The 17160-nt window shown below is 63.7% G+C and carries 19 protein-coding genes; 6 read left to right on the top strand and 13 right to left on the bottom strand.

Annotation, left to right across the window (positions count from 1 at the left end; translation table 11 throughout):
- Window positions 1–412: 412 nt before the first annotated feature.
- On the bottom strand, window positions 413–1336 hold the full coding sequence (locus SKC41_RS17355; protein ID WP_330978942.1) for a helix-turn-helix transcriptional regulator: 924 nt from the start codon (window positions 1334–1336) through the stop codon (window positions 413–415).
- A gap of 38 nt (window positions 1337–1374) precedes the next feature.
- Complete coding sequence (locus SKC41_RS17360) at window positions 1375–2169, bottom strand: SDR family oxidoreductase (RefSeq protein ID WP_330978943.1); 795 nt, start codon at window positions 2167–2169, stop codon at window positions 1375–1377.
- A gap of 419 nt (window positions 2170–2588) precedes the next feature.
- Here SKC41_RS17360 and SKC41_RS17365 point away from each other — a divergent pair, with 419 nt between their 5' ends.
- Window positions 2589–2783, top strand: a complete 195-nt coding sequence (locus SKC41_RS17365) for a hypothetical protein (RefSeq protein ID WP_330978944.1) — start codon at window positions 2589–2591, stop codon at window positions 2781–2783.
- A gap of 169 nt (window positions 2784–2952) precedes the next feature.
- Here SKC41_RS17365 and SKC41_RS17370 read toward each other — a convergent pair whose 3' ends face one another.
- The 7 genes from SKC41_RS17370 to SKC41_RS17400 all read right to left on the bottom strand — a co-directional run bounded on the left by SKC41_RS17370 (window position 2953) and on the right by SKC41_RS17400 (window position 7435).
- Entirely contained in the window at window positions 2953–3195 is a 243-nt protein-coding gene (locus SKC41_RS17370) for a hypothetical protein (protein ID WP_330978945.1), read from the bottom strand.
- Between the two features lie 136 nt (window positions 3196–3331).
- Window positions 3332–3898, bottom strand: a complete 567-nt coding sequence (locus SKC41_RS17375) for a dihydrofolate reductase family protein (RefSeq protein WP_330978946.1) — start codon at window positions 3896–3898, stop codon at window positions 3332–3334.
- 136 nt (window positions 3899–4034) lie between these two features.
- The gene (locus SKC41_RS17380) at window positions 4035–5024 is read right to left on the bottom strand and encodes an aromatic/alkene monooxygenase hydroxylase subunit beta (protein WP_330978947.1); all 990 of its coding nucleotides are present in this window, start codon (window positions 5022–5024) and stop codon (window positions 4035–4037) included.
- A 3-nt stretch (window positions 5025–5027) separates the two neighbouring features.
- On the bottom strand, window positions 5028–5339 hold the full coding sequence (locus SKC41_RS17385; RefSeq protein ID WP_330978948.1) for an MmoB/DmpM family protein: 312 nt from the start codon (window positions 5337–5339) through the stop codon (window positions 5028–5030).
- A complete protein-coding gene (locus SKC41_RS17390; RefSeq protein ID WP_330978949.1) occupies window positions 5336–5671 on the bottom strand; it encodes a Rieske 2Fe-2S domain-containing protein in 336 nt (111 codons plus the stop codon). Before SKC41_RS17390 ends, SKC41_RS17385 begins: the two co-directional genes overlap by 4 nt.
- Complete coding sequence (locus SKC41_RS17395; RefSeq protein ID WP_330978950.1) at window positions 5658–5909, bottom strand: toluene-4-monooxygenase system B family protein; 252 nt, start codon at window positions 5907–5909, stop codon at window positions 5658–5660. The genes SKC41_RS17390 and SKC41_RS17395 overlap by 14 nt, the downstream gene beginning before the upstream one ends.
- A 5-nt stretch (window positions 5910–5914) precedes the next feature.
- The gene (locus tag SKC41_RS17400) at window positions 5915–7435 is read right to left on the bottom strand and encodes an aromatic/alkene/methane monooxygenase hydroxylase/oxygenase subunit alpha (protein WP_330978951.1); all 1521 of its coding nucleotides are present in this window, start codon (window positions 7433–7435) and stop codon (window positions 5915–5917) included.
- Between the two features lie 217 nt (window positions 7436–7652).
- On the opposite strand from SKC41_RS17400, the gene SKC41_RS17405 reads away from it, so the two are divergent.
- The 4 genes from SKC41_RS17405 to SKC41_RS17420 all read left to right on the top strand — a co-directional run bounded on the left by SKC41_RS17405 (window position 7653) and on the right by SKC41_RS17420 (window position 11655).
- On the top strand, window positions 7653–8144 hold the full coding sequence (locus SKC41_RS17405) for a beta-class carbonic anhydrase (RefSeq protein ID WP_330978952.1): 492 nt from the start codon (window positions 7653–7655) through the stop codon (window positions 8142–8144).
- Between the two features lie 77 nt (window positions 8145–8221).
- Window positions 8222–8740, top strand: coding sequence for a MarR family winged helix-turn-helix transcriptional regulator (locus tag SKC41_RS17410; RefSeq protein WP_330978953.1), 519 nt, complete (start codon window positions 8222–8224; stop codon window positions 8738–8740).
- 238 nt (window positions 8741–8978) lie between these two features.
- Complete coding sequence (locus SKC41_RS17415; RefSeq protein WP_330978954.1) at window positions 8979–10664, top strand: GMC family oxidoreductase; 1686 nt, start codon at window positions 8979–8981, stop codon at window positions 10662–10664.
- 166 nt (window positions 10665–10830) lie between these two features.
- Window positions 10831–11655, top strand: a complete 825-nt coding sequence (locus tag SKC41_RS17420; protein ID WP_330978955.1) for a DUF1906 domain-containing protein — start codon at window positions 10831–10833, stop codon at window positions 11653–11655.
- A gap of 24 nt (window positions 11656–11679) precedes the next feature.
- On the opposite strand, the gene SKC41_RS17425 is transcribed toward SKC41_RS17420, so the two are convergent.
- The 3 genes from SKC41_RS17425 to SKC41_RS17435 all read right to left on the bottom strand — a co-directional run bounded on the left by SKC41_RS17425 (window position 11680) and on the right by SKC41_RS17435 (window position 13662).
- Window positions 11680–12285, bottom strand: coding sequence for an LGFP repeat-containing protein (locus SKC41_RS17425; RefSeq protein ID WP_330978956.1), 606 nt, complete (start codon window positions 12283–12285; stop codon window positions 11680–11682).
- Between the two features lie 257 nt (window positions 12286–12542).
- Window positions 12543–13016: a lipoprotein LpqH gene (locus SKC41_RS17430; RefSeq protein WP_330978957.1), complete on the bottom strand. Its 474-nt coding sequence runs from the start codon at window positions 13014–13016 to the stop codon at window positions 12543–12545.
- The gene (locus tag SKC41_RS17435; protein ID WP_330978958.1) at window positions 13009–13662 is read right to left on the bottom strand and encodes a TetR/AcrR family transcriptional regulator C-terminal domain-containing protein; all 654 of its coding nucleotides are present in this window, start codon (window positions 13660–13662) and stop codon (window positions 13009–13011) included. Before SKC41_RS17435 ends, SKC41_RS17430 begins: the two co-directional genes overlap by 8 nt.
- Before the next feature lie 21 nt (window positions 13663–13683).
- On the opposite strand from SKC41_RS17435, the gene SKC41_RS17440 reads away from it, so the two are divergent.
- Window positions 13684–14796: a quinone oxidoreductase family protein gene (locus SKC41_RS17440; protein ID WP_330978959.1), complete on the top strand. Its 1113-nt coding sequence runs from the start codon at window positions 13684–13686 to the stop codon at window positions 14794–14796.
- Window positions 14797–14921: 125 nt separating this feature from the next.
- Here SKC41_RS17440 and SKC41_RS17445 read toward each other — a convergent pair whose 3' ends face one another.
- Window positions 14922–16967, bottom strand: coding sequence for a serine/threonine-protein kinase (locus SKC41_RS17445; protein ID WP_330978960.1), 2046 nt, complete (start codon window positions 16965–16967; stop codon window positions 14922–14924).
- Window positions 16968–17160: the final 193 nt, after the last annotated feature.

Genomic DNA, 17160 nt, shown 5'->3' on the forward strand with positions numbered 1-17160 from the left:
CATAAACGCTAAGCCTCGTGCCCCAGATTCAATGAGAAAGACACGCACTTACCCCAGATTCAATGAGAATGCCCCAGAATCAATGAGAACGGACAACGCCGATTGTGTGACGTACTCCAAAGTCCCTGCCGCCCAGATCAATACGTCACAGTGACGTTTTGGGGGTGATCGCGCGGGAAGGGGCGATGGGCACCCGGACTGCGGAGTATGGCGTCCGCCGCACGTGAGTCACCTCTGTTGTCGAACCGAGCCCGCCAGCCTTGGTCGGTCCTTTGCCGTGGCGTCCGTCGGCGATTACACCGCGCGCACGAACCGACCGTCGAGGAGTTCCTTCAAGTGGCGCGCGCGTCGGGACTTGGACGACGGTCTGGTCGAACTCCGCATACGGCTTATGCCGATAAGCGACATTATGTCAAGTTGCAGGGAGGGACTTACGGTTGCCGGCCTGGGCGCAGGCATGAGGTTCAGTCGCGAACGTCTCCTGGCTCGCCCACGACGCCAACAGGGCCAGGTTCTCGGCGGACGGTCCTCCGGCAGTTGCGGTGTAGACATTCAACTGCAGGCCGGGCTCGGTGGGCAGATCCATGGACTCAAAATTTAGGTCGAGCCGACCCACCACCGGATGGTTCACACGCTTGCTCCCGTGTCCGTGCAGCCGCACGTCCTGAGATGCCCATTGCTGCCGGAATAGCTCACTGCACGTCGATAATTCGCCCACCAAGGCGATGAGCTCCTCGTCGTCCGGATTGCGGCCCATTTCCATGCGCAACACTGCGGCCGCATTTCGCGTCGCCTGGTCGTAGTCGACAAAGAACATCTTGGCCTCGGCCGGATGGAGATACACGAACCGGATTGTGTTGGCCGGCCGCCGCGGGTCGGCCAGCACCGGTGAATACAATGCGCGCCCAAGCTGATTGATGGCGAGCACATCGTGGCGTCCATTGCGGATACACGCCGGTGCGCACGTCATGGCGTCGAGCACCTCCTGCAGCGCCGGACGCACCGTCGCGGTAGGTCTGCGGTGCCGTCGACCGTCGGGCGCCCCGGACTGGCGTGCGAGATGGAACAGGTGATCGCGCTCCGCGTCGTCGAGTTGTAGGGCCGTGGCCAGCGCGTCGAGCACACCGTCTGACGTGCCTGCCAGGCCGCCGCGCTCAATGCGCACGTAGTACTCGACCGAGACCCCGGCGAGTAGCGCCACCTCCTCTCGGCGTAGACCCTTGACCCGGCGTCTGCCACCGTAGGCAGGCAGGCCGGCCATCTCAGGCGCGATGCGGGCGCGACGAGACCGCAGAAACTCCCGGATCTCGGTACGCAGATCTGGCGTGACATCCATTCACCCACCGTAGGCCGCACCACAACCGACGGGCGGTCTCACGCGGTCGTGGCGATCCCTCCATCGACGGGGACGACAGCGCCCGTCAGATAGGCGCCCGCCCGGCTGGCCAGGAACACGGCGACACCTGCCATGTCGTCGGCGCGGCCGATCCGGCGCAGCGGGGCCGCCGCCGCGATCTCCTCCCCGAGCTCCTCGAGAGTTTCCGCCATCATCGTCGACGGGAACGGTCCCGGCGCCACCGCGTTCACGGTGATGTGCTGCGGGCCCAGTTCCTTGGCGAGCACTCTGGTGAGTTGATGCAGAGCGGCCTTACTGCTGGAGTACGAATAGTTGGGCCGCGCAGGAATGTGGATGGCGGCGATGCTGCCGATGTTGATTATCCGCGCGGGATCGTCGGCGGTTCCGGCGTTGCGAAGTGCCGGTAGCAGCGCCTGCATTAGCCAAAACGGCGATTTCAGATTGAGGTCGATGACCGTGTCCCAGGCAGCATCCGGGAACGTCTCCAACGGCTCATCCCACATCGCGCCCGCATTGTTTACGAGGATGTCGAGACTTCCCGAGTCGGCCGTGACGAGCTCAGCGAGGCGCTCACACTCCTCGTGCCGGGACAGGTCGGCGGGGACAGCCAACACGTCGCCGAATTCGGACAGCTGATCCTGCGCGTGAGCGCACGCTTCTGCGTTGCGTGAGCTGATCACCAGACGGGCGCCCGCCTGGAGAAGTCCGCGCGCGATCATCATCCCGATGCCCCTGGTACCACCAGTGACCAGCCCGTGCTTACCGCTCAGGTCGAAAAGCTCTGTATGCGTTGTGAATTGGCTGTTTACCACGTGTCACCTTTCTCGTTGGTGGCTTGGACCACGCATCCATTGGCAAACATCAAGCTGGGAAATGCCGAAGGTCGCTTAGTGCCGAGCGTCGGTGAGGAAGAGATCAGTCTTCTCGAGTACCTGACGGAACTTCGGATAGATCGCCGTCTTCGCAGTACGTAGCACGCGCCACCAACAGTGGGGTTCGGCGTTCTCCGCCTCCCCCAACAAGATTGGCGGCCGCGGCCGCGGCAAAGGCAACGGATTGCAAGGTGTGTTCTGTCTTCTGTTCAAGCCGGGCATCTCTCATAGCAAGGTAGGCGGTTTTCCAGACGCCAAGGAGATCCCCGTAGTACGGGTACTGTCGGAGACCCCCTTGTCCGGTTGCCCATGCGGACGATGACGACACGGCGCATCGAGTTTGTGGGATTGTTGCGGTCGTGTGCCAGTCAACGGTCTGTCATCAGCTGCATCTGCTGGTCGGTTTCTTCCGCGGCAGCCCACCGCTGATAATGGGCGGCTCGTTGATAGCCGCGGTGTCCTTGTATCGGGTGGTGGCTCGCGGTCGGCTGATCCTGCTGCTGATTGCCGTCGGGTTGGGGGCCATCGCCATCCTCAGCATCGCGCCGTTCTGAGCTTTCGCCACTGATGGATCACCATATGACTCAACCCTTTTAACCATTTGCCGGTCGTGAGGGCTTCCGCCACACTTCGCCAACGACACGAATACGGCGGAATCGAATATCGAATACGGCAAGGCGCTACCACGTCCGACGGGGCTCGCCGCGCGAGCCGTAGCCGCTGCTAGCCCATCGTCAAGATCGCGACCGCGGCGACGCTAATCACCGCCATAAGGGCCACCAAAATCACCGTGATCGACGCGCGCACGATCTCTTCTTCCGTGAGTCGCCAGCGCGGCTTTAGTTCGACAACGGCGTCCCCTAGACAGCCCTTTGCGTTCACTCTTGCGGCCGCCAGAAGGACATCGTCATGCCTGTCGGCCGCGTCTATCTCGATTAGGTCGTGCGCGGCGATTGCGGTCGTCATATCAGCCCCCCGGGCTCGCGGACGCCGATAGGCGTTATTGGAAGGCCGAAAGCTTCGGCCTTTTCGCACATCCGAAGATACGGGTGCGAGATCACGATTGCGGTAACGATCCCTAACGGTCCCAGTACACGGGCGATCAGTCGTGGATGGCCTCGTACCTCAGCAGGACCGTGCCGCCCGGGAAGGTGCGGTTCTCCAACAGTCGCAGCGAGGTCCATGACGGCAGTGTTGGGAAGAACGGGGTGCCGCCGCCAACGGCGGTGGGCGCGATCACGATCCGGTACTCGTCCACCAAACCGGCCTGAACGATCGGTGCGGCCAGCGTGGCCCCGCCCACTTCCAGCCTGCCGTCGGTCTGGGCTTTCAGCTTCGTTATCACCTCGACCGGGTCGCCCCGTTCCAGGCGGGAGTTCCCCTCGACGGACTTACACGTGCGCGAGAACACCACCTTGGGCATGTTGCGCCAGATGTGGGCGAAGTCGACGATCGTCGGGGTGGCGTCCGGGGCCTTGTCGGCGGTCGGCCAGTACGCGGACATCAGTTCGTAGAGCCGGCGCCCGTAGCACGCGCACGCGGTCTCTCGCTCGAAGTCGTTCCAGTACTGGTGCAGTTCTTCGCTCGGATCGGTCCAATCGATATTGCCTTGCGCATCGGCGATGTAACCGTCCACCGACACGTTGAAGCCATAGATGAGTTTGCCCATGTGGATAAGACTGCACCCGAGGGCGAAACTCATCTCTGGGATTGGTATCGCGACGAGATGCGCCATCGTTGACGTCGGTTGGCGCGCACACGGATGCGCGATGAACGGTAGAGGTATCCCCGGGTGGTGTGGGTGTTTAGCCGGCCCACCGCGCGGTCAGTGCGGCGACCGAGCGCGCAACCCGCTCTCGGGTCGCGTCGGGATCGGGTAGGGCGCCGGCGAGGCCGTCCGTGGCGTGTTCGGCCAGCGGACGCCATTTTTCGATCCAGCCGTCGATGACGGCACGGTTGCCGGGGTTAGCGGCCAGGGCGTAGCGGGCGAGTGCAACGTTCCAGGCTTGATTGCGGGTGGTGTCGACTCGGGATTCTTGCAACAGTGCGGCGGTCAGGCCGTCGCCGTTGCGGTTGGCTAGGTCGACGAACGCTTCTTTGAGCAGTGCGTCGAGTGCTGGTTTGACCACGAGGTTCAGCGCGACGAAGGCCTCGCCCCAGTCGTAGGCCAGCAGCAGGCGCTCCAATGTTTCGCGAGCGGGCTGCCACGCCTCGTCGGTCTCCCAGATCCGCCGTGTCGCTTCGGTATTGGCCAATTGAGTGCCGTGGATGAGCGAGAGCGACTTGGCGCGGTAGGCGATCCACTGCAGTGCCCGTAGTTCGTCGGCGGCCTGGAAGAACGCGGCGTTGGTGATGTAGGCGCTGGGGGCTAGCTGACCGACGTAGAGGCTGGTGATCTGTAGAACGTGGAGCAGGTAGCGAGCCGGCATGTACACGCGGTTGAGGGTCTCGACCCAATCGGCCTCGAGGGTGGCGGCGTGATCGAGTGCCTCGTAGTGGTCGACCACACCCTCGGCGTAGACCTCGCGGTCGTGTTGCAGTGCGATGTAGCGGCGGTAGTTCAGTGCGGCGGGATCACGGAAGCCCTCCCAATTTTCGGCCTGCAGCGGTGAGCCTTCACGGTGTTTGAGGTACCAGCGGTTGATGGCACTGTTTGGGTCGAGGTCGAACGGGGCGGGTTGGCGGTTGAAGTGATAGTGGAAATTGCCCGTAACCGCTTCGTATTCGGTGGGTTTGCGTCGGGTGTTGCCGGCGATGCTCCACGTCTTGAGGGGTCGAGGTTGTGCGGTGGTCATGGGTCAGTCCTCTCGGTCCAGGTACCAGTGCAGTTCGTCGTCGCCGACATAGCGGATCCGGCCAGCGAAACCCACGAGCGCCGGTTCCAGGGTGGCTAGCGGGAATGCTTGTCCGGCAGCGGCTTCCAGACTCGCGCGGGTGACGCGCAGGAACCGTGGTGCGTGGATGCGCACGTAGCCGGCGTGGTCCTCGACGGTGATGGTGGTGTCGGGGTTGTCGGTGTAGATGGCTTCGGTGACCGCTGCGACAATGTCGGGGTCGAAGCCGCGTACGACGGGTCCGACGAGTTTGTCCTGTTCGGCGGCGGCGGTCATCGGTCGTCTCCTTCGGTGAGCGATACGGTGATCTGGTCACCGTCGATGCGTACCGGGTGGCTGTGCAGCCGGCAGTTGGCCGGATTTACCCCGGCGCCGGTGGCGAGGTTGAATACCCAGCTGTGGGCGCTGCACGTCAGGACGTCGTTCTCGACGTCGCCGTCGGCGAGTGGGAAGCCGGCGTGGGGGCACAGGCCGTCGTAGGCGCGGATTTCTCCGCTGCGCAGGTGGGCGAGCAGGATCGGCCGGTCCCCCACGTCGAATTCGGCCACCTCGCCCTCCCAGAGGTCGTCGAGGGTGGCCACCGGAGTCCAGGTGCTAGCGCTGGTCATAGAACGCCTCGACGTGGTCCAGTGGCCCGACACCGGATGCACCGATTCGCGCGTTCGGGTCCAGCACGTTGCCGTTGTGACGCAACCGGATCGGGGCATCGCGTTTGGCGACGCGGTGACCGATCACGTGATGGGCGATCGCCGCGCTGACGGCTTCGACGCTGTCGGTGTCATCGACGGGGATGAGCAGTTCGAGCACGTCGCCCTCGAACAGCGCGGTCAGGGGAAGCAGCGCCATGGTTGTCAGTCCTTCGATCTGTTGGTCGATCCGGTGCTCGCACCGTTGCGCGCCCAGCCGTAGTTGTCGGCGTCCTGGCCTTGCTCCTCGGCTGAGAGCCCGAAGTACTGCAAGACGGTGCCGAGATCGGGCGGGCTGATCTCGCCAGACAGGACGCGGTCGATCAGAGACTGGTGGCCGGCGAACCGGTCGGGCCGCTGGGCGAAGATCCACCGGCACGGCTCTGAGCAGAACAGGTACTTGCGGTCGTTGTGCACATGTATCAGCGGAGCGGGATCGGTGTGTGCGCCGACGATCACCCCGGCGGCGCGCACGATCGGCAGCTGGCACAGGTTGCAGGTGATCGGAAGGGTCTCGGGCAAGGTGGCGGCGATGTCACCATTGCGAATGTTGTCGGTTATGACGTCCCACTGCTTGCCGAAGTCGCGGTTCCAGCCGGGGTACTTCTCTTCCAGCCACAGTCGCTCGGCGTCGGAGACGCCGGCGTCGGGGTTCCACCACACCGTGGGCCGGTAGTACCACACACCCAAGTGGATGGCATGGTGATACCAGGTCAGTTCGTTGATGAATTCATCCCAGTACCAAGGAAATTCGAGTCCGTAGTCGCGGAACTGGTCGGCGAACTGCTTGACCACCCAGTCCTCGATGAATTCCTTGAAGCTCATCCGCCGGCTCTCCAGCGGGGTGTAGTAATCCATCGACAGGCCGGTCAGCAGAGCGAAGATGCGCCAGGACCGCCAGAACATGTGGTCGATGAGAAACTGTCCCCACTCGGCCTCGCCGTTGTCGATGAGCACCTTAATGGTGGGCTCGCCCTGCTGGGCGTGGCGTGCCTCGTCGGTTTGGATCGAGCTGATCAGCGCGCCGAACTCCAGGTCGCCGACGTCGATGGCGTCGGCGGCCATGCCGAGGAACTGCAGATTCGTGAACCCGGTCTCCAGGGTGAAGGTCAACTGCAGCGCGATCGACAATGCGTCGTTGGCGACGAACATGTCGTCGAACAGATAGCGCACCGCGAGTACGATCCAATTGTTGGTGTGAAAAGCCTTGAGCGCCCAATCACCTCGCGGTTCTTTGTCGAGTAAGCCGTAGGGGAAGAACGCCTGGATCTGGCCGTGGCGGACCTCATCGAGGGTGCCGAAGGTCGCGGTGTTGCGCCAAGCCGCCGAACGGCCGAACCGGCCCATCCGCGCTTCACCGATCGAGGCTAGGTATTCGGGCATCGTGATGGCGCCGTAATGCGCCACGATGACCGACTTCCAGCCGGGGTCTAGCTGCTCGAACAGCTTCGAGCGACCGATGGCGTTCTTCAGTGAGTACGTCGTGGTGTCCTTGGTGACCTGATTGTGTACATATTCGCGGTATCCGACTTTGTAGGGTTCGTCCCACTTGAGCCAGGCCTCCGAGGACACCCGGTGCGTGCCCGATAGCTCCTCGGGAAACACCTCCTCCTCGGTCACGTAGCGAAACGTCCAGTTGGTGTCGCGAGCCAGGTCATACCAGTCGCTGCGGGCAAGTTTGGGCATATGTCGTCCTTGGTCGGGCGTGAGCTGCGATCTGAGCTGCGTTGAGCTGCGTTGAGCTGCGTTGATGACGCGAACGAGAACATAATGCAATAAATGTCAAGGACTCCTAACCGTTAGGATCACGGTGATTCGCAACGTCGGGCCATGCGCGGGCCCGCTATTACGCTCCGAAGCGACACCGCCACGACAGCAAACACGTAGGAAGGAAGAGATCACAGTGACAGTCACCGACGAATACGTGGCCAACAACGCCACATACGCGAGCACCTTCGAAGGCCCCTTGCCGTTGCCGCCGAGCAAGCACGTGGCGGTGGTGGCCTGCATGGATGCCCGCCTCGACGTCTACCGCATTCTGGGACTCGGCGATGGTGAGGCGCACGTCATCCGCAACGCCGGCGGGGTGATCACCAATGACGAGATCCGGTCACTTGCGATCAGCCAGCGTCTGTTGGGCACCAAGGAAATCATCCTCATCCACCACACCGACTGCGGGATGCTCACGTTCACTGACGACGATTTCAAGAAGACCATCCAGGACGAAACCGGGATCAAACCCGAATGGGCCGCCGAATCCTTCTCCGACCTAGAAGAAGACGTGCGTCAATCCCTCCGGCGTATCGAGGCCAGCCCATTCGTCACCAAGCACGAATCGTTGCGCGGCTTCATCTTTGACGTCGCTACCGGCAAACTGAACGAGGTCGTGCTCTGAAGTCCGAAGGCGCACGCCATCGAAGTCTGGACTCCAAGATCGTCGCCGCACTCGACCGGATCGGCGACGCTCTGCACGTGCTGGCGAGGCGGGCCGCCGAAAGCCACGATCTGTCGAGCACCCAAATGCGGGTACTCAGTTGGCTTTACGTCGGCCCGCCGCCGGTAGCCCGTAGCACGACGCTGGCCCGCGAACTCAACGTCGCCGATCCCACCGTCAGCGACGCCGTCGCCGCACTGATCCGCAAAGGCTTGGTAGTGCGCACCCCAGACCCCAATGACCGCCGACGTCACGACCTCGCCCTCACCCCGGCCGGCCGCAAAACCGCGGCCGAGCTCGCACGCTGGACCGCGCCTGCAGAAATTGCGACATCCAAACTGGACCGTGCCGAAGCCGAACAGCTGCTCGACACGCTCCTTCTCGTCATGGCCAAACTCCATGACGCGCAGATGCTTCCCGTCATCCGTGCGTGCAGCACCTGCGTCCAACTGGAAACAACCCAGACCGATACGCGCAGCTACCGCTGCAAGTTCTACGACACAGCAATGACGATCTCGGACCTGCGAGTCGACTGCTCCGAGCACATCACCGTCTAACTGCCCGCCCGTTCCCCGTAGGACACTCTCCGATCCGGCGGCCCGTCTTGGGCCCATGCATTCCGATAATTTGTCGATTGCGTTGGCACAGCGAGAACTATGTTGGTCGCCGACCTAGCCGCGCCCCGCAAGCAACGACATAAAGACTCTCGAATCGAACCAAACTGAGCCGGTCTTCGCGCACACTAGTTCGCGCACACTAGGACACGCTTCCGACGCCCGAAGGACCGATACCAGAATGAGCCCGGTCGCCGAATTCGACTACATCATCGTGGGAGCAGGCAGCGCGGGGTGCCTGCTCGCCAATCGACTCAGCGCCAACCCCGATCGCCGTGTCCTCCTCATTGAGGCAGGCGGCACAGATGACTGGTTCTGGATCAAGGTGCCGGTTGGCTATCTGTACACAATCGCCAACCCCCGCACCGATTGGTGCTTCACGACCGAGCCCGACCCAGGCCTGGCCGGCCGCAGCATCCACTACGCGCGCGGCCGTGTGATCGGCGGCTGCTCGTCCATCAACGCGATGATCCACATGCGCGGACAGGCCAGCGATTACGACCTGTGGGCGCAGGCTACCGGTGACGAGAGATGGCTTTGGGGTGGCGTGGACCGCCCAGGCGAGACGTTGGCGATCTACAAAGAGTTGGAAAACTACTTCGGTGGCGCCGACGAGTGGCACGGCGCCGGCGGTGAGATCCGCGTCGAGCGGCCGCGTGTGAGCTGGAAGATCTTGAACGCCTGGCAGGCCGCCGCTGCCCAGGTGGGTATCTCCCCGGTCGATGAGTTCAACCGGGGAGTCAACGCCGGCAGTGCGTACTTTCATGTCAACCAGCGGCGCGGCCGCCGCTGGTCAATGGCTGATGCTTTCTTGCATCCAATCGCCCACCGACCCAATCTCACCGTCTACACACGGACGCAGGCCTTGCGGCTTCTGATGGACGACGAGGTCCACGCGGATCAGCGTCGCGGTGCCTGGACCACGGCGCAGCAACGCGTCACCGGCCTGCGGTTGCTCAAAGGTGGCCAAATCGTCGACGTCCGAGCCCGCCGGGAGGTCATCCTGAGCGCCGGGGCTATCGGTTCGCCGCATCTGATGCAAGTTTCGGGTCTGGGCCCGGCGGGCCTGCTCGCCCGGCATCAAGTGCCGGTGGCCGTCGATCTGCCAGGAGTGGGCGAAAATCTCCAGGACCACCTGCAGATTCGAACGATCTACCGGGTCCGGGGTGCCCCTACCGTCAACACGCTGTACCGGAATTGGATCACCAGGGCTGGCATGGGACTTCAGTACCTGCTGTTGCGATCGGGGCCAATGACGATGCCGCCCTCCACCCTGGGGGCTTTCGCCAAGAGCGACCCCGCGCTAGGCAGTGCCGATTTGGAATGGCATGTGCAGCCCTTGTCTTTGCCGAAATTCGGCGAACCCCTGCACCCGTTCGGAGCGATCACTCCCTCGGTCTGCAATTTGCGACCCAGCTCGCGTGGCCATGTGCGCATGGCGAACGCAGATCCCCTGACCAACCCGAAGATTTCTTGCAATTACCTGTCTACTGACGCCGATCGCCGAACTGCCGCGATCGGCCTGCGGATGACCCGGCAGATCATGGCGGCGCCAGCGCTGGCCCGCTACCGCCCCCAAGAGTTGCTTCCCGGCCCGCAACTGGTGAGTGACGAAGAGCTGCAGGAGGCGGCCGGGGAACTCGGAACAACTATTTTTCATCCGGTGGGCACCTGTGCGATGGGAGCCTTTGACGCACAAGGCCATCCGCGGTCGGCCGCCACAGTGCTCGATACCGACTGTCGCGTGTATCGCGTCGCCGGCCTTCGCGTGGTCGATGCCTCGGCTATGCCCACCATCATTTCCGGCAACACCAACGCGCCGGTGATGCTCATCGCCGAGCGGGCGGCGCGGGCGATCGTGGAATAAGTCGGAGAAGGCCGAGGAATCAATCTTCTTGCGGGCCGGGTTATTTCGCGCGGGCCTGCGAGGTCATTGCCGAACGGTCACCAATTGGTATCTATTTGGGAATGCAACCGCGTTTCGGCTGGCGCAGGTCTATCGATAACACCAGTCACATCGTTAGCATCGCGCGATGCAGAGTTTGCCCCCGCCGGCCAGCGATGTGCGACTGCGAACAGTTTCGCGGCGCGACGCGCTGCGCTACGCCGCCGCGTTGGCCGGCCTGGGTGCCGCATCAGTAGCCGGCATCCCCACGGCAGCCGCCGTCGCTCCCCCCCAACTGATCGACTTTGCCGCGCGCCAGATTCCGGCCGAGCAAATCCGGGCTGCCGGCTATAGCGGAGTGGTCAACTATGTTTCGTTGTCACGTCCCGGCTCGTCGTTTGGCGCCAAGCCGATCACTCGGTCCTACGCCGACTCACTAAAAGCCGCGGGCCTGGTGATCGTCAGTAACTACCAATACGGCAAGCCGGGTGGGTCGGCACCTTCGGACTTCGCGCGGGGCTACGCGGGCGGCGTCGCGGACGCGCGCACCGCCTGGCAGCTGCACACCGCGGCAGGCGGCGGCGAGAGTGCGCCGATTTTCTTCACCATTGACGAGGACATCGATCGCGACACCTGGAATCACGCTGCGCTGCAATGGTTTCGCGGAATCAACTCGGTTCTTGGAGTTCAACGCACCGGTGTCTACGGAGGCGTCAAGGTGTGCCAGTGGGCCGCGGCCGATGGTGTTATCGGGTCTTCGAGCACACCCGGCCGCCGGTGGGCCTGGCAAACTCGAGCCTGGTCCGGCAATCAGGTCCACCCCGCCGCTGTTCTCTACCAGCGCGTCGTGAGCACCGCGTCCAATCCCGGGCCGAAGGTCGGCGGGCTCGAAGTCGACGTCAACGACGTCCTGGCTCCCGACTGTGGCCAGTGGAACCTTCATGCGGGTCGTCCAAGTGGCGATGTGCGATAGGTGCTGCGGCCGGCAGTGATCGAGTTAGAGCCCGGACGCTACGACCTTGCCGTTTACCGTCACCTCGACCTGACCGGTCGTTGGGTTGTACTCGATCTTGCCGTGCTCGAAGTTCGACACTTGCAGATCACCAACGGTGTTCACGTCGCTCATGGGTAAACCCAGCGGACCTGCCGACCCGTTACTGCCGGTGATCGCGGGCGTGCCGTCCGGGTCACGTGGGACATTCCAAGCCTCCCGGATCTTGCCCGTGGTGATGTACGCGGGCGCGCCGGCCCGGTCATTCTTGGCGGTGATCACGCCGCCCTGGAATTGCTGGAATACCAGGCCACTCGGCCGTGTGCCGGCGTTGCGGTCACCCGTCAGTGGCTTGCCGAGAGCCTGCCTCTGACTCTCGGTCGCCGACGCGTACTTGGCGGCGATCGGGCCGGTCAGAGTCACCTCGACGCCACCATCACCGATGAGCTTCACCTCGGTGGGCTGCGTTGGGGCCTTAGACGTGGAGGTGGCGTTCACACTGGTCTGCGGCGGTGCCGACGCGTTGACGCTCTTGCCATTGCTGCAGCCGACAGTGATCAACGCGGCGGTCAGGCTGACGACTGCCGCTTGGCGGTATGCGATCGTCCTCATCGGCTTCCTCGAGCCCCTTCCAGTGGTGTGGGTCAAGGTGCGGCTGACTCCTTGCGTGCGGCATCGAGGTCCTGGTAGCTCCGAACGAACTTACAGCGCGGTCATAGGCGACGAGGAAGAGAGGGGCATCGCAGCCATCCGCGGAGCTAAGGCACTCCCCCTGCAGGGGACATTACGAACGTGACGGATTGCCAGTACGTTGCGCTATATTGTCAAACATTCTGCGCTGCAACGGCTTATGGGGTTTCCGGCCTTGCTCAATGCGGGCAGGTCGCTCTGAACGTGAAATCACTGAGTTTGGTGTAGTCGTGAAGCTGTTTGATCTTGCCGGTCACCGTGTAATTGTCACCGTCTTGCGTCAGCACTGGGGTCGGTGCTCCTCCAGTCGATGTCGGCTCCCAGAAGTAGCCGATACCATCGACGGTGAAGTCCAGAGTTTCGAGCTTGCCGCCCGCGGCGTCGACGATGACACTTTCACCGGACTGCGTTTTAGCGGTAACGAGCACCGCGCCGCTCATGCCGCGACATTGGACGTCGTGCAGCGGAAAAGCTCTGCCGGCCAACGTCAATGAGTCCCTTTGCGCCGCAACGTCATTGCTGGGCATCGTGGTTGAGGTGACGGAGGTAGCCGTATTGGATGAGAGCCGATGCCCGCATGCCGTGGCTTGCGTGCTAGCAACAAGAAGCATGATCGCAGCCGTAGCTCTGCGGATACACAGGTCGTCAATCATGTGTTGTGAAACCGCGCAGGAGAGCGCATAGGCCGGCCTCGAACTGGTTCTCGCTGGCGGCGTCAGGGAGTTCGTCGGCCAGTTCGTGAAGGGCGGGATACTCGGCGGCCGGGAGGCCGGCGAGGGCACTCTGCCACTGTTCGCGATATGTGGCCTCGGGTTGGCGGTGCACCCGCGGGATCTCCCAGGCCAGGAAACCCAGTGTGTACGTCAGCAATCCGTAATAGATGTGCACCGCCACCCGTGGGTCGAAGCCTGCCGATCGCAGCAGCCCGAGACCGGCTTCCAGGTCGCGCAACACAGAGGGCGTCGCGAGGCCGCGGGCGGCGAGCACCGCCCCCAGGGACGGGTGGCGAAGCACCACCTGCCGGAGGCGGCGCATGTGCTCGGCCAGGGCGCGATCCCACTCGTCAGGCCGGCCTTCGACGGTGTCCAAATCGGCCAGCACCCGCTCAGCCATCGCATCGATGAGGTCGGCTTTGTTGGTGACGTGGCCGTAGAGGGTCATCACGCCAGTCCCCAGGTGTCGGGCTAGTCGGGGCATGCTGAGTGCCTCGAGGCCCTCGGTGTCGACGAGTTCCAGTGCGCCGTCGACGACCGCCTCCCTGCTGAGGCTGCCCCAGCGGCGACGCGCTTGATCCGTCATGGTCTTGACCGCAACTCCCGTATGGCTTACGGTTTCGTAAGGCTTACGGAAGACGATAGCAGGCGTAATGACAGACATGAACGGGCCGATCGCGGTCTCCCCCGCTTCCGTGGGGATGGCACAGTGACTGAGCCGCATGCGGTCCGAGCACGGGTCAGCCACTTCGGCGGGCCTGAGGTGCTTCGCTTCGAAACGTTCACACCGGGTAGGCCCCGACGCGGAAAGGTGCGGGTGCGCGTGACGCACGCGTCGGTCGGGTCGACCGACGCGATGGCGCGTGCGGGGAATTACCTCTTGCAGCCCCGATCGGGCTTCGTCCCGGGCTACGACTTTGTCGGTGTGCTCGTACACGTCAACGCTGCCGCGGCTCGTCGCGGACTCGACGTGGGTATGCGGGTGGTCGGATGTCTGGCGCGGATGGGGAGCAATGCAACGCAGCTGGATGTCCCCGCTGACCGCGTGATACCGCTGCCCGATGCGCTCGACTCGACGAGCGCTGCCGCGCTGCCGCTCGATCTCGTTACCGCCGCACTGGCACTCGAACTCGCCGCTCCCCCTCGCGGGGGAACTCTTTTCGTACAAGGAGTTTCCGGCTCGGTCGGCAGTATTGTCACCCAGCGCGCGACCGCGAAGGGGCTGCGAGTTGTCGGTACCGCGTCGGAACGCACCCGTGCTACTGCCGAGTCGCTCGGCGCTACCGTCGCGGACTACCGCGATCCGAACTGGCCTGCGCTGGTGCAGAATCTCGCCGTCGGCGGAATCGACGCCAGTATCGACCACACCGGCAGTCCATTGGTGCGGGCTGTGACCTTGCCGGGGGGCACGGTGGTGCGCACCGCGTGGAGCGGACGGCCCGGACATGGCCGTAGGGATGCGGCGCTGGGAGGCGCTGCGGTGCTGGCACGAACATTTGCATCTCCGCGTGAACGCCTGTGCTCGGTGCCGCTGCTGGTCGCGCTGCAGCCGGCCAAGTACCGACGAATCCTGCAGGACGAACTGGACCGGGTCATCGACGGCAGTCTGCGCGGTCCGGTCGTTAGTGCGTTGCCGTTCTCAGACGTAGTCGAGGCTCACAGAAGACTGGACAGCCTCGCACCCGGACACAAGCTGGTCTTAAAGATGGCGAGCGATTAGGCAGGACGTGTTGCCACATCTCCCTGGACGGCGTGACCCTATATCCAACACGGTGGCCTGACTCCCAGAACCTAAGCCCCAGTTGAGAACTGATGAAACAGCCGAGTGCGCATCGGCCCCCGACGTCAGCGTTGAATCACTGTCAGCGAGCCGTGATTCAGATCGCTGGTGACGTAGGCGAAGTGCGTGGTTGGGTCGACGGCTATGGCGAGCGGATTGTTGCCGACGGCAAGGATTCCGGTGACGATGCGCCGCGTGGTGTCGACCACGGATACAGACCCGCCGCTGTAGTTGGCAACGTACGCGGTGTTTGTCGGCGGGTCCACCGCTACACCCGCGGGGCGTTGCCCGACGGGCACACTCGCGGTGACGCCGAGGCTGATGGTGTCGACGAAGGACACCGATGCATCATCGCCGCTGGCGATATAAGCGGTATGCGATGCCGAATCGACGGCGATACCGGCTGGGTGGACGCGAAGCGCGACTGAACCGATGACGGATCGGTTCGTGGTGTCGATGACCGTCACCGTTGGATCGGTCGTGGTGACTAACAAGCGGTGCGCGGTTCGATCGATGGCGACCCGGCTTGGACCTTTTCCGGTCGGCACCGTCGCAATCACGGTATGCGTTGTCGCGTCGATGACCGAAACCGATGCGCTATCACCGTTAGTGACATAGGCGATCGGGGCATCCGGGTCGACCACTACCCCGCCCGGATGGCTCCCGACGCCTATTCGGGCGACAACCGAACCGTTGGCGGTGTCGATGACCGACACCGAGGAGTCATCGAAGTTTGTGACGTAGACGGTTCGGGTCGACGGATCCACGGCAACACCCACCGGGTGGCGTCCCACCGCGATGGTGGCAGTGACCGTGCGGCTGGCGGTATCGACCACCGAGACGGTGTTGGCACCGGTGTTCGCGACATAGACGCTGTGTCCGGCGGAGTCGACCGCGACGCCGAAGGCGCCGTTTCCCACCCGTATCGAGGCGGCGATTGTGGGCGGACCACTCGGCACTGCCGTCACTCCCGCACTCGGCGTGCCTCCCGCACTCGGCGCGCCTCCCCCGCTAGGCGCCGACGGCGGCGGCCCGGCCGTTGTCGTTTGCGTAGATCCGGTTCTCGATGTGTGTGCGCGCAGGAGGTATACGCTCGCGCTGCCCGAGACCACCAGCACCGCAATCACCGCGGCGACCGCCCATGGCCGTTTGGCGCGTTTGCGGTTCCCCACCATGGGCTGCGACGGATCGCGGTGCGATGGTTTCTGCACGGGCTGCGTTGGCTCGCTCGGCCAGGAGGCCTCCTGGGTGCGTGCGGGCGCAGTGACGGTGTGCGACTGCACATTCGGGTCCGGCACGCGTAATGGCACCGTGATCGCATCGCGGGCGGCGCGTGCCATATCCATCGGGGTGGCGTAGCGCTGCTCAGGGTCCTTGGCCATGCCAGTCGCGATGACCGCATCGAACGCCAGCGGCGCGCCGGAGTCGGATGGTCGCGGCGGCGGGGTCGACAGGTGCCCGGCGACTTGTTGCTCGATGCTGTCACCCGGAAATGGCGCGCCTCCCGTCAAGCACTCATAGAGCACGCAGGCAAGCGCGTAGATGTCCGAGCGTGCATCGGCCTGACCGACTTTGAAGCGCTCCGGCGCCATGTAGCGCAGCGTGCCGACCACCGCGTCCGTCCCGGTCAGACCGGTCTCACCCACCACGCGCGCGATCCCGAAATCGATCAGATACGCAAAGTCGTGTTCATCGAGCAAGATGTTGGAGGGCTTGATATCTCGGTGAACCAATCCCATCTTGTGCGCGGCATAAACGGCCTGGGCCACCTGTTCGACGATGTGCACCGCGCGGGCGGGCGACATCGTCGCGGAGGCCAGCACGGTTGCCAGGTCACGGCCCTCGATCAGCCGCATGTCCACGAATAGCCGCCCGTCGATCTCGCCGTAGGTGTGGATCGGCACCACGTGGGGGTTGTTCAATCGTGCCGCTGCGTGGGCCTCGCGACGGAATCGCTGCTGAAACGTCCTGTCAGCAGCAAAATGCGCCGGGAGTACTTTCAGCGCGACTATCCGATCGGTGACGGTGTCATAGGCTCGCCAGACCTCCCCCATGCCGCCTCTGCCGAGCAACGTGATTAGGCGGTACCGGCCGAACGGGGTCCCTTCCACGAAACCTCCCGACAGCTGCAGTTCAGCAACACAATAGTCCACCGCCGGTACGGCACACCAGCAACGGTTGCGACGTCGGCGCCGCGCATAAATCAAGAAGGAGGGATACCGCCGTTGAATTCCGTTGTAGCGTCAATTATGTTGCAGCGCAGGACAATACATTGATATCACTGACGCCGCTCCAATCATTGCC

Origin of the sequence: Mycobacterium sp. 050128, assembly GCF_036409155.1 — a bacterium.
GTDB lineage: Bacteria > Actinomycetota > Actinomycetes > Mycobacteriales > Mycobacteriaceae > Mycobacterium.

Coding starts and splice junctions, on each gene's coding strand:
- SKC41_RS17355 (WP_330978942.1), bottom strand. CDS start 1,336: ATGGATGTCACGCCAGATCTGCGTACCGAGATCCGGGAGTTTCTGCGG.
- SKC41_RS17370 (WP_330978945.1), bottom strand. CDS start 3,195: ATGACGACCGCAATCGCCGCGCACGACCTAATCGAGATAGACGCGGCC.
- SKC41_RS17375 (WP_330978946.1), bottom strand. CDS start 3,898: ATGGGCAAACTCATCTATGGCTTCAACGTGTCGGTGGACGGTTACATC.
- SKC41_RS17380 (WP_330978947.1), bottom strand. CDS start 5,024: ATGACCACCGCACAACCTCGACCCCTCAAGACGTGGAGCATCGCCGGC.
- SKC41_RS17385 (WP_330978948.1), bottom strand. CDS start 5,339: ATGACCGCCGCCGCCGAACAGGACAAACTCGTCGGACCCGTCGTACGC.
- SKC41_RS17390 (WP_330978949.1), bottom strand. CDS start 5,671: ATGACCAGCGCTAGCACCTGGACTCCGGTGGCCACCCTCGACGACCTC.
- SKC41_RS17395 (WP_330978950.1), bottom strand. CDS start 5,909: ATGGCGCTGCTTCCCCTGACCGCGCTGTTCGAGGGCGACGTGCTCGAA.
- SKC41_RS17400 (WP_330978951.1), bottom strand. CDS start 7,435: ATGCCCAAACTTGCCCGCAGCGACTGGTATGACCTGGCTCGCGACACC.
- SKC41_RS17415 (WP_330978954.1), top strand. CDS start 8,979: ATGAGCCCGGTCGCCGAATTCGACTACATCATCGTGGGAGCAGGCAGC.
- SKC41_RS17420 (WP_330978955.1), top strand. CDS start 10,831: ATGCAGAGTTTGCCCCCGCCGGCCAGCGATGTGCGACTGCGAACAGTT.
- SKC41_RS17425 (WP_330978956.1), bottom strand. CDS start 12,285: ATGAGGACGATCGCATACCGCCAAGCGGCAGTCGTCAGCCTGACCGCC.
- SKC41_RS17430 (WP_330978957.1), bottom strand. CDS start 13,016: ATGATTGACGACCTGTGTATCCGCAGAGCTACGGCTGCGATCATGCTT.
- SKC41_RS17435 (WP_330978958.1), bottom strand. CDS start 13,662: ATGACGGATCAAGCGCGTCGCCGCTGGGGCAGCCTCAGCAGGGAGGCG.
- SKC41_RS17440 (WP_330978959.1), top strand. CDS start 13,684: ATGGCTTACGGTTTCGTAAGGCTTACGGAAGACGATAGCAGGCGTAAT.